This window comes from Aquiflexum sp., assembly GCF_977115555.1.
Genome location: NZ_CDSBKL010000086.1, coordinates 1 through 12,888 on the forward strand (window position 1 = coordinate 1; position 12,888 = coordinate 12,888).

Annotated in this window: 5 protein-coding genes; all 5 read right to left on the reverse strand. The window is 41.4% G+C overall.

What is annotated here, in order from left to right; genetic code table 11:
* Positions 1–78: 78 nt before the first annotated feature.
* The gene (locus ACZFYI_RS07480; protein ID WP_462523502.1) at positions 79–2,487 is read right to left on the reverse strand and encodes an ABC transporter permease; all 2,409 of its coding nucleotides are present in this window, start codon (positions 2,485–2,487) and stop codon (positions 79–81) included.
* A 317-nt stretch (positions 2,488–2,804) separates the two neighbouring features.
* Positions 2,805–5,222 (reverse strand): ABC transporter permease, encoded by a 2,418-nt coding sequence (locus tag ACZFYI_RS07485; protein WP_462523503.1) that lies wholly within the window; start codon positions 5,220–5,222, stop codon positions 2,805–2,807.
* A gap of 151 nt (positions 5,223–5,373) precedes the next feature.
* The gene (locus ACZFYI_RS07490; protein WP_462523504.1) at positions 5,374–7,791 is read right to left on the reverse strand and encodes an ABC transporter permease; all 2,418 of its coding nucleotides are present in this window, start codon (positions 7,789–7,791) and stop codon (positions 5,374–5,376) included.
* 76 nt (positions 7,792–7,867) lie between these two features.
* Positions 7,868–10,309, reverse strand: coding sequence for an ABC transporter permease (locus ACZFYI_RS07495; protein ID WP_462523505.1), 2,442 nt, complete (start codon positions 10,307–10,309; stop codon positions 7,868–7,870).
* A gap of 144 nt (positions 10,310–10,453) precedes the next feature.
* Positions 10,454–12,888: ABC transporter permease (locus ACZFYI_RS07500; protein WP_462523506.1), on the reverse strand; the 2,435-nt coding region annotated here is incomplete at its 5' end.

Sequence of the window (12,888 nt, forward strand, 5' to 3'; positions counted from 1 at the left end):
ATCGGGTCAGTTCATTCTTAATTTTCAATTCATCATTCTGAATTTACAAGTCTTGCTTCCAGTCTCTCGCCTCTAAACTCATTCGTCTTTCAGAATCTTTGCCGGATTGGTCTGTGCTGCAGCATAGGAATGTAAGCCAACGATCAACAGACAAATGAGCATTACTCCAAGACCTGAAAGCAGATAAATGAAATACGGCATATCCACTTTGTAGCTGAAGGAATCCAGCCATTGGTTGAGGAAATAGTAAGCGGGATAGACCGCCAATACAAAAGAAACCAAAACCAAAATGATATATTCCCTAGATATCAAACCCAAAATCTGCAGAATAGAAGCCCCCAGGACCTTTCTGATGCTGATTTCTTTGGTACGCTGTGCGATGGTATAGGATGACAGCCCAAACAATCCCATGGCAGAGATGATCACCGCAAGGATACAGGCCATACCCAATACATTTCGGATTTTCATATCTTCCTCATAAAACTTGGCTATTGCCTCGTCCAAAAATTTGAATTCTGATTCATCATAAGGATAAACCTCCTTGAAGATGTTTTCCATTTCTGTTTTGGCCAGGGAAAGGTTATATCCGGTTTCCAGTTTCACATTCAAAACATTAAAACCATCGGGAAAATAAGAGAATACCATTGGGCGGATTTCCTCCCTCAATGTACGGGAGTTAAAATCATTGATCACTCCTGTGATTTTTCTTTGGGTAGCACCGAACCTTACGATCAGGCCGACCACATCCTCGATATTGGCAGCTCCGATTTCTTTTGTAAAAGCCTCATTGACCATGATTTCGTCAGCAAGGTTTGAGCTTGTCTTTCCAGCCAGAATCTTGAGTCCATTTACATCCACAAAGGCTGAATCAACGTTTTTTACCTGGATAAAATGCTGGCTTTCTGTACTGTCCTTTGGTACGTAGATGTCCGAGGTCCAAAGTCCGTCGGAAGAAACCAAATCCCCGCTCAAACTTGCACTTTTCACATAACTGAACTGAGACACCCTTTCTCTCAATCTTTCAGCCTTATCAATTCCTGCCATAAAAGGTAACTGCGTGTACACCACTGCATCCCTGTCAAAACCCAAAGGTTGGCTGGATACATATTTCATCTGAAATGAAATCACCGAAACCAAGATGATAAAAGCAATGGAACTCGCAAACTGTAATACAGTGAGGTTTTTTCTGAGAAAAACCCCGATGGAAAACTTCCCGCTTTGCTCTTTTTCTCCCTTGAGCGCACGCTGTGGATCATAATTAGCTAAAATAAGAGAAGGATATATCCCGGCTAAAAGTGTCAATACAAGGGAAATGGCAGCCAAAAACCCTATATTTTCCAAAGTCAGATAATTAACTTCCAAACCTGTCGGGAGATAGTTCCTGAAAACCATGATCATTCCTTCTGTCATCGCGAGGCTCAAAAGGCATGAAAAGAAAACAATCAGGTAGGTTTCCGCCAAAAACTGGAAAATCAATTGGAACCGGTCGCCTCCAAGTGTTTTTCGGATCCCTACTTCTTTTGCCCGTCCAATCGCCTGGGCTGTTTCGAGGTTGATAAAATTCAGACAAGCCAAAGTCAAGATGATCAAACCGATAAATACCAATCCTTTAAGAAAAACTTTGGATACAGTACCCGGTCCCGCATCGGTCTGGTCAAAATGCATCTCTGCCAAGGGCTGAAGGGTAAACCTTGAATTACCTCCTTCCTGATTGAGGTTCTTCTCCCCTATTTTGAGGAGTCCTTCAGACAAATCAGCTTCTGATTTCAGTTTCTCTTTTTTGATAAACAATTGGGAACTTGAATTGACATTTCCCCAAGAATCAAGCCCAAACCAATTTTCTTTATCCATACTCTTTATAGTGGTATAGGATATAAAATCGGTAAAAATGAGGTCGGTGTTATCTTCAAAATCAGCAACTACGCCAGTCACTTGTGCCATGATGGTATCTACATCATAGTACATGATTTCTTTGCCCAAGACCTCAGAAGGTTGTCTGTCAGGGAAATACTTTTCCATTGAAGCCTGACTGATGACTGTCGAATACGGGTTTTCAAGGGAGTTTTCCAGACTTCCTGCCAGCCATTTTCTGGGAAAAATTTTCAAAAATCCGGCATCCGAGAATGTTACAGTATTTGTCCTTCCCATCACTTTATTGGATTCGGGAAGAATGACCTGCGTTTCCCAAAGGGTATATAATCTCCCTTTTTCTTCAATACCTGACAATTCATCCTGAATCACCTCTCCCAAAGGTCCTGGTACACCGGAGGTAGGAAATTCCCCATCTCCAAAATCGGTAATCATACCCAACCTGAAAATCTGATCAGATTCAGGATGGAACTTGTCAAAACTATTGGCGTACCAAACGATGTTGAAAATCAGAAAACAGATAGAAATCCCTATTGACAATCCCAAAATGTGAATACCTGCTCTGAGTTTGTTTCTTTTCAGGTTTCTCCAGCCGATGAGTATGTAGTTTCGAATCATAATGGAAGAGGGTTAAATGTTGTTGTGGTTGTTGTGGTTGTAATTGTTCTAGTTGTTGTAATTGTTCTAGTTGTTGTAATTGTTGTCTGTTTCGTGTTGTCAAATTCTCAAAGTTTTCGAGGTATCAAGTCTTGTATCTTGTGTCTTGCATCTTGCGTCTTTTTTTTGTTGTCTGCCTCGCGTTGTCATAGTTGTCTGCTGCACCTTGACAAATTCTCAAAGTTTTCTATGTATCCAGTCTTGAATATTGTGTCTTGCATCTTTCATCTCAATCATTATTAATTCATAATTCTGAATTCTTAATTCTGAATTTCTCATTACTCGCTCCTCAGACTATCCACAGGATTCATGAGGGCAGTTTTGATGGATTGGAAACTCACCGTAAGCATGGCAATCAACAAAGCAGTGACGCCGCTTCCGATAAAGTACCACCATTGTAGCTCGATTTTAAAAGCGAAATTTGCCAACCAAGCATTGGACAGGTAGATGCTAAATGGCATCGAAATCAAGATGGCAATCAGGACAGTCTTGCCAAAGTCCTTCGAAAGTAGGGACACAATGTTCCAATCCGTAGCGCCCATTGTTTTGCGGATTCCGATTTCCTTGGTTCGCTGTTCGGTCATAAATGATGTCAAACCATACAAACCAAGACAGGCAATAAAGATGGCCAATAAGGCAAAACTGATGATGATGGTCGAAATCCTTTCTTCCTTCTCATAATTCCTCTGAAAATCCTGATCCAGAAATGAATAGACAAATGGCTCAGAAACATTAAGGTTTGCCCAATTTTCCTGTGCATTTTCCAAAACATCCGCAGCGTTTTGGCCGGCAAAGTTTGCAATCAGGTATCCGCCGCGGTTTTCTTTTATGAAAGCATAAGGATTGATTTGGGTATGGAGGCTTTGGTAGTTAAAATCCTTGACAACCCCGACTATCTCCAAAGTATTCAGTTCACCCCTCCATTCATAATGGATTTTTTTACCGACCGCATCAGCGACTTCATAACCCAAGGATTTGACTGCGGATTCATTGAGAATCATTAAAGGCAAATCTGAGGAATAATCTTCGGTAAAGGACCTACCTTCCAAAAGCTGGAAACCAAGGGTTTCCACAAAATCATTTCCCACATAAGCATTGGTGATGTTGACGACATCTGCCACGGATTTCCCATCCGCATAATACATCATACTCTCGATGCTTTCAATTCCAGGATAGGTCGAAGCCATCGTGACAGATTTTATGGAAGGGTTTTGCAGGAGGCTTGCTTTGAGGACTTCGTATTTGGCTACAGCAGTTTCTGACTTTAGTGGGATGACCAACTGTTGTTCTTTGGAAAAGCCCAAGTCTTGGTTTTGGACAAAATTCAGCTGGTTTTTGATCACAAAAACCATCAATATCAGGCAGGCAGAAATGGCGAACTGAAAAACAACCAAAACATGACGAAGCGAAAACCCGGATAGGTTTCCCCTAAATTTCCCCTTCAAGACTTTGATCGGCGTAAATGACGAAAGAAAAAACGCAGGATAAATCCCTGCAACCAAACCGGCAACAACAGCCAATAGCAACACGGAAATCATAGGGAATATTCCAAGAGTCAGGTCAAGGTTTTTCCCAGTCAGTTGGTTAAAATAAGGCATCAAAACAAATGAAAGAAGTAATGCAACGAAGAGACCAAGTATGGAAATAAACAGAGACTCTCCCAAAAACTGCCTGACCAAAGCAACTTTATTTGCACCCAGCACTTTGCGGATCCCAACTTCTTTGGACCGTTTTTCAGACCTCGCAGTAGCAAGGTTCATAAAATTGATGCAGGCAATGAGAAGAATAAATATTGCCACAGAACCAAAAACATACAAAGTCACCACATTGCCAATAATGCCCAATTCGTATTCTATGCCTGAATGAAGGTAAATATCCTGCAATGGCTGTAACAAAAGACTTTTGCTGTAACCACCCATTGCTTTGAGGTCTTCAGCCCCATGTCTATCAAAAAACTCCGGAAGCTTGGCTTCAAATGCCTTGTCGTCACTGTTGGGGAAAAGTTTCACATAGGTGTAAAATATGTTATTGCTCGCCCAGTTATTCATTCTTTTTACCGCATTCCCTATGTCATTGTTTTCCATAGAAAGGAAATAATTGGCGTCAATGTGGGACTTGGATTTGCCATCTTCAAATATGCCTGTAATGGTATATTCAAATTCTCCAAAAGGAAGACCAATGGTGAGCGGTTGATTGACAGGATCAGAATCTCCAAAGAACTTCCTTGCCAAAGAAGCAGACAGGACCAAAGAATTTGGGGCATTCAAGGCTGTTTCAGGATTGCCTGCAACAAACTCAAAGTCAAACATATCGAAGAAGGTAGAGTCAGCGTAATACCCTTTAGTCTCATAGAATTGCTTCAATTCCCCATTCAACTCTGATTTAAGAAGCATCTTATCAACTTCGGGAAACTTCATGATTCTAGTGGACTGCTCGACTTCCGGAAAGTCAATTTTCAATCCCTCAGCCAATGGCCCAGGTGAACCTGCCCATCTTGTTTCTGCGGTTTCAAGGACGACTCGGTATATTCGGTCTCCGTCTTTAAAGTCTTTATCGTAGGACAATTCATCCAAGATAAAAAGTCCAATCAACAAACAAGCTGCCAATCCTACTGCCATTCCCAACACATTGATAATGGTGAGTGCCTTGTACTTCTTCAGGTTTCTGAAAGAAATGATGATGTTATTTTTCCACATTACAATTGAGATTTAAAATTGGAAAATTGAAAGATTGGAAAATTGTTGTCTGATAAGCGTTGTCATGGTTGTTTAGTTGTCAGAATCGTCATTCTGAACCGTCATTAAAAATTCTAAATTCATAATTCTGAATTTTTAATTTTAAATTCCCTTATTCATCCGTCAAACTATCCACAGGATTTGCAATGGCCGCTCTTATAGCTTTGGAACCCACCGTCAATGCGGTAATCAACAGGGAAACCAACATCACTGAGAGGAATAAACCTACCGATATCGGGGTTTTGTAAGCAAAGGAAGCCAACCATTCCTGCACCATGAAATAGGCCAATGGAATCGCGATGACAAAAGCCAACAAAACCATCAGGATAAATTCTTTGGAAAGCATCATGGTAATCTGTGTTACCGATGCGCCTAGAACTTTTCGGATTCCTATCTCTTTTACTTTTTGGCCTACCATAAACGACACCAAGCCATACAGTCCGATACAGGAAATCAGAATGGACAGCACTGCAAATATCTTGTAGACCATTGCCAGCTTCTGCTCGCTTTCATAAAATGCCGCTATGGATTCATCAAGAAAATTTCCGCTGTAAATCTGTTCCGGATATATCTCCTCAAACTTTCCCTGAATCGCTTCCAAGGTTGATTTTTGAGCAGATCTGTCAAGCCGGACCGCCACCTGACTGTAGTATCTCTTATGGCTGGTGATCAGCAGTTGCTTGATTTCTTCACGCAGGGAATTGACCATAAAATCCTTGACAACACCTGTAATGGGAACCCAATTGCCTCCGCCAAGGCGGATATTTTTACCGATGGCTTCCTCCGGTGAGGCAATCAAAAGCTTTTTGGCCATGGTCTCATTGATCACTACATTCCGGATGGTATCACTTGTGGGGTATCCTTGGCCTGCCACAAATTCCATTTCATACAAATCAAAATAGTCTTCGTCTGCAAACTTGAGAAAAGCAGGAAAAACAATGTCCTCGCTCTTGTTGTCAAAATAAAAATTCGAAGCGGAGTTGTTGTCCGAAGATGGTACATCAGATGCCATGCTCGCTCCTATCACGCCCGGAATCCCAAGCAACTGCTGCTTAAATCCCTCAATGCGTATATCTGTTTTCGAGTCAGTAGGGACATCAACATAATAAACAGCATCCTTGTTGAAGCCCAAATCAGTATTCTGGACCAGGTTCATCTGTCGGATTGCGATCAATGTCCCGATCATCAGGATCTGTGCGATGGCAAACTGCAAGACCACCAAACCTCTCCGGATCGAAATCCCACCGATCTCTGCGCCTTGGAATTTATTCTTCAATGCCTGGATGGGCTGGAATTTGGAAATGATCATGGCAGGATAAAAGCCCGCAAGCAATGTCAGGATCAAGATCAAAGCCAACATAAAAAGTAAGATAGGTTGCTGAAAGAAACTGATGTCAGCCGGTACATCAGCAATCTTATCCAAAAACGGCAGTAAAAGATTGGCTAGTCCAAAAGAAAATACAGATGCCATGATGATGACCAAAAAGGTTTCTCCAAAGGATTGCAAAGCTATTTGGGATTTTGAGCTGCCCATCACTTTCCTCACACCGATTTCTTTGCTCCTGCCGATGGCCTGAGACGTGCTCAGATTGACAAAGTTGATCGAAGCCATGATCAGGATAAAAATCCCAACAATGATCAAAGTCTGTATTGTAGATTTTCGGACCAATCTCCCGTTCAGTGGCTCCAGATCAGAATTGAAATGGATATCACTCATTGGCTGCAAGTGATGCGTCCTTATGGAAGTTCCCCGGCCTTCGAAATGCTTTTTGGAAAAATCATCCAACTGACTTTGAACCAAAGCCAGATCTGTATTGCGATCCAACAAAACATAAGCCTGAAAATTACTCCCTGTACTTCCCCATTCTCCAAGGTCATATCCAAAAACATCCTGATACGACCTGAGCGTCTCGTAAGAAACCAAGATGTCAAAATTAAAATTGCTGTTTTCAGGGATGTCCTCCACTACCGCCCCTACTTCCAAAGTCACACCATAAGTCAACTGAAGGGATTTCCCTTGTGCATTTTGCCAAGATTCAAAAAACCTGTCTCCTTCTGAGCGCGTCAATACAACCATTTCCGGCTGGTCAAGGACGGTTGCACTTCCTGCCAAGAACTCCAAATCAAACAAGTCTGCAAATTCCGATGTGGAGAAAAACATTGACTCAGACTTGAATTTGTTGATTTCTGAAGCATTTCCCTCAGTTTGGACATTGACTTGTATATCATAATTGGAAATCACAGGGACCACCTTTTTGAACCTTCCCTTATCTGCCATCAAGGCATCAGGCACGGGATTGGAAACACCGGGTGTTTTTTCAGTATTGTTTTCATATTTATCATGGGAGACAATCCTGTAGATTTGGTCATAGTTACTCTGAAACTTGTCATAACTCAGTTCGTACTGCACCACAATGAAAAGCAACAATGCGGCAGTGATTCCGATGGACAGACCGAGGATATTAATGGCCCCGATCCATTTGCTTCGGGTAAGTGAGCGCCAGGCGATTTTAAAATAGTTTTTTAGCATCGTGGGAAAAAGATTAGGAAGTTGAGAAGTCTTTGTTTTCGTTTTGAAGTTTTTTCAAAATTGCAAATGCTGCTTTTTATTCATTTCTAAGGCTTTCTATGGGATTGATTGTTGCCGCCCGATATGCTTGGGAAAAGATTATCCCCAAACTGATCAACAAAACCGATCCTACACCAATGCCGATTGGAACTACTCCAATGCTAATCCTAGAGGCAAAGAAATTTAACCACAAATTATTGATGAAATAAGCTGATGGCACTGCCACTAAAACAGCAATCCCCAATAAGACCAAAAATGCCTTTGATAACAAATAAATGATCTGAGGGGTACTTGATCCAAGTGTTTTTCGGATCCCGATTTCTTTGATCCTGGTTTGCGCGGTGTAGGTTGCCATTCCCAAGAGTCCCAAACAGGAAACAAATACTGCCAAGAAGGAAATCAATCCGATCACTGAAGAGACATCCCCTAACACCTGATGGATAAACAAAAGCTCTTCGTCCAGAAATTTGTAAGAAAACTTGGAATTGGGATTCACTTCTTTCCAGGAAGATTCCAATGCCGCAAGTGTCTCAGCTTGGTTTTGGTTTGAAATTTTGACCAAAGCAAAGCCAAGTTGGTCTTCCCTGTTTCGCAATACCAAGCTTTCCATTTCTCTGATGGATGGAAGAAACTGAAAATCCCTAACCACACCTGCTACCTGCAAATTTTGGTATTCACCGTTAGTGTCTATTGTAAATTGCTTCCCGACAGCCTCATCCACACTTCCGAATTTGAATTCACCAACCGCCTTTTCGTTTATCAAGACCAGATTTGGACTTCCTTCAGCAGGAAGGTTAGTACCTGCAAGGATTTCCAAGTCAAAAACATCTACTGCTGAGGAATTGATGTCAAAGAAATTGGTGGAAATACTATCCAAAGGAAATTCAGGATTCACCACATCACTTCCAAAATTCCAACCTCCTGCCGGTAACAGGGACGTCGCTCCAACTTCAATGACTGATGGTTTGGATACAACAGCCTGGGCAAATCTCGAATAATTTTCAGGGTTATAAAGCTTAACAGTGACAATGTTATCCTTTTCAAATCCATACTCAAAATTCAGCATGTGCATGGATTGTGACTTAATCAGCACCACTGAAATAATGAAAATCAAGGAAATTGAAAACTGGACAACTAGCAGAATATTCCGAACCCTCAGGTTTTTGAACAATCTTACCCCACTAAGCTTGTTGAACAGGTTTATAGGATTCAGTTTGGATACATAAGAGGCAGGAAGCAATCCTGCCAAAACCCCAACAGCAATGCTGAAACCTATGAAAATCAAAATTGCGGGTAGATTTTGCTCAAAGGAAATCTTGAGATACTTGTCGAAAGTCATACCCGCTACTCCTCTTTGGAGTACCTGCAGCAGAAGGAAAGCCAAGACCAATGAACAAAGGGAAATAACCACGGCCTCCGTTATAAACTGCGCAAAAATCTGTGTCCTGCTGGCCCCTGAGACTTTCCTGATACCTACTTCGCGGATCCTGGTAAGTGCTCGGGCCACTGACATATTGGTATAGTTAAGGCAGGCGGATATCATTACAATGATACAAAGCACACCCAATATCAAAAGGACTACTTTTGGAATCCCAACATGTGTGGTGTTTCCAATAATCCCCATTGGGTTAATATCACCCAAAGCTACAGCTTTAAAAGAATGCTTGTCCTCAAATTTGGACTCATAAATTTCTTGGGAGACTTTATCCAAGATGGTCTGAAATTCACGCTTGCTATGTCCTTCCTCCAATAGCACGTAAGTATAATTGGTCCACACATTGTTCCAATCCTGCTCATCGGGTGACATTAGAGATCCTTTTGGCAAGGATTTCATGGTACTCAAAGATGCCAAAAGTTTGAAGGGCAAATGGGTTTTTCCGGGATTGGGGTTGAGAACACCCGTGATGGTAAAGTAGCCGAAATCAGTTTCAATATTACCTTCCTCGATATCGGTAGCCCTGATATCTTTGTCGTGGAAAGCGACTGTTTTGCCTAGGGCTGATTCATTGTTAAAAAGTATCTCTGCCAGATCTGAAGTGATGACCAAAGAAAAAGGTTTATTCAAAGCTGTTTCCGGATTTCCTTCCTTAAATGAAAAATCCAGTATTTTAAAAAGATTCTCATCAGCAAAATAACCTCCGCCTGAGGCGAACTTATCTTCATAAATGATATCCCCACCTATTTCACTGTTGAGCGCCGAAGCCTCAGCTATGATAGGGTATTCGCTTTTCAGTTTTTCAGCCAAAGGCAAAGCAGAGCTCGCTGTTTCACCTTGGTTGGTCTGGTACTCAGTCGAATGTACCCTGTAGATTCTATCCTTTTTGCTGTGGTAGGAATCAAAGCTATACTGGTCTATCACGATCATGATAATCAGCAAACAAATGGACATACTTACCGCCAAACCAAGGATATTGATAATGCTGAAGGATTTATTCCTAACGAGGTTTCTCCAAGCGATTTTAAAGTAGTTTTTGAGCATGGGGTTTATGGTTGTAATAGTTGTAGTGGTTGTAATTGTTGTAATTGTTATCGAGTTGTTGGGTTTTCTTGTTGTCGAGTTCGTGGTTTGGTCATTCTCAATTATTAATTCTAAATTCTGCAGTCTGGCATCCTGAGCCTATTTTCATTCGCTTTTTAGACTCTTCACCGGATTGAGCATCGCTGCTTTAAAGGCTTGTGAACTGATGGTTGCCATGGCGATGATGACCGGAACCAATCCTGCCAACAAGTAAATCCACCATCCGATTTCAATTCTATAAGCGAATCCTTCCAGCCAACTGTTCATGGCATACCAGGTAACCGGGACAGCAAGGACAATCGCAACCAAGACCAGAGTGATAAAATCCTTGGACAACAAGGCTACAATACTTGAAATTTCTGCCCCAAGGACTTTTCTGATACCGATTTCTTTGGTCCTAATCTCAGCAGTATAAGTTGCCAAACCGAGTAAACCCAAACAGGCAATCAAAATTGCCAATACAGAGAAAATTGTAAAGACCTGTCTGAAGCTGAAATCAGATTCGTATTGTCTGTTAAAATCCTGGTCTAAGAAACTATATATAAAAGGCCGATGCGGGACGAGTTCCTTCCAAACAGATTCAATTTGGGACAAAATTATAGGCAGGTTTTCACCTTTAACTTTCAAACTCATATACCGACTTGCATAAGCATCAAAAGGCAAAGTCAACGGTTCAATATTGTTGTGTAGGGAAATGAAATTAAAATCCTTAACTACACCGATAACTTCTCCTTTTCTTCCCCATTGGTCAAATTTCTTCCCAACAATGTCCCCAGGATTGGAATAGCCATATTGCCTTGCAGCTGCTTCATTGAGCACCAAGGCAGATGTGGAATCAGATGGGAAATCCCTTGAATAGGATCTTCCAGCCACTAATTCCAGATTATAGTGATTGATAAAATCCAGTCCAACCTGAAAAATAGCCTGCCCATCCCCTTTCATCTCTCCATCTGGGGTTTCAATAGTGGTATAGGCATTTGGGAAATGGCTTCCCGGCACACTCCTGGAAAAAGCCACAGATTGGATGTTTGGGTTATTCTCAAGTTTGCTTTCCAAAGCTGAGGAGACGTTATTCACCTGCTCATCGTAATTGTAATCTACCACAACCATCTGTTCTTTATCAAAACCCATGTCCTTATCAAGCATATGGCTCATCTGATTGTACACGATGATGGTTCCGGCAATCAGCGCAATAGAAAGACTGAATTGAAAAACCACCAATCCTTTGCGGAGATTTACCCCGCGTGCATCAGATTTGTTAATTCCTTTGAGAATCATCACGGGTCGGAAACTGGACAAGATTAAAGCCGGATAAGAACCTGCCAAAAGTCCAACAACAATGATAATCCCCAAAAAAAACGGAATTGTTTGCCAGTTCAGAATTCGGTTGATTTCCAATGCTTTGCCTGTCAAGTTATTCATTAAAGGCATAGCCAATGAAATAAAAAGCAATGCCACCGCTGCTGAAAGCAATACTATAAGCAGTGATTCTCCCAAAAACTGGATAATCAAACTTTTTTTATCCGCACCTATCGATTTTCGAATCCCAACTTCTTTTGCCCGCTCCATGGACCGTGCTGTAGAAAGATTCATGAAATTGATGATGGCAATCGCCAAAATAAACAAGCCAATAACCGAAAAAACATAAATATTGGATAAAGAACCCGTATCTCCAGGTTGCCTTTGGGCTTCGGACCGGAGATAGACATCATTCAGGGATTCTATACCTATTGCATAATTTTCCGAACTTTCTTCACCCGCTCTCCTTTCTATAAATCCGGGTAGTTTTGTCTCGAAAGAAGCTTGGTCAAACTGGTCATTCACCAGAAAATAGGTGTAACTGTCTACATAACCCCAAGATTCAAATACCCCAGGTCTGTACTGGATATTGGTGGACCGGGACAATAAGGTATTGAATTGAAGATGGGAGTTTGAAGGCAAATCTTTCATTATACCTGTTACAGTATAATCACCCTCTCTTGATCTTCCTGCCACTTCGCTTCCTCTTAATGTTTTTCCTAATGCATTTTCGTTACCAAAATATTTCCTAGCTGTGGACTCTTTCAAAACGACACTATATGGCGCAACCAAAGCAGTTTTGGGATTGCCTGCTATTAATTCCCAGCTAAATACATCAAACACCGTCGAATCCATAAATACGATTCCGTCTTCCTGTTGGGTGACATCGCCTACTGTAAAGAGTATATCTCCTCTTCCTGAAAACTGAACGACTTTCTCCACTTCCGGAAACTCGAATTGAAGAGCAGGCCCGATAGGAGCATTTCCCCAAACCCAAAAAGAAGAATAGTCCGGGCTGGCCCCATCTTGTACACTTCCATGGACAATCCGATAAATCCTTTCCTTTTTGGCATTAAATTGATCAAATGAAAGTTCATCCTGAATAAACATAAAAATGAGTACACAACAGGCCATTCCGATACCCAAACCAACAATATTAATAAAGGAATATGCCTTCTTTTTCAAAAGGTTTCTCCAAGCGATTTTAAAGTAGTTTTTGAGCATGGGGTTTATGGTTGTAA

Bases quoted from the DNA above. Each gene is read 5' to 3' on its own strand.
- ACZFYI_RS07485 (WP_462523503.1), bottom strand. From the start codon at position 5,222: ATGTGGAAAAATAACATCATCATTTCTTTCAGAAACCTGAAGAAGTAC.
- ACZFYI_RS07480 (WP_462523502.1), bottom strand. From the start codon at position 2,487: ATGATTCGAAACTACATACTCATCGGCTGGAGAAACCTGAAAAGAAAC.
- ACZFYI_RS07495 (WP_462523505.1), bottom strand. From the start codon at position 10,309: ATGCTCAAAAACTACTTTAAAATCGCTTGGAGAAACCTCGTTAGGAAT.
- ACZFYI_RS07490 (WP_462523504.1), bottom strand. From the start codon at position 7,791: ATGCTAAAAAACTATTTTAAAATCGCCTGGCGCTCACTTACCCGAAGC.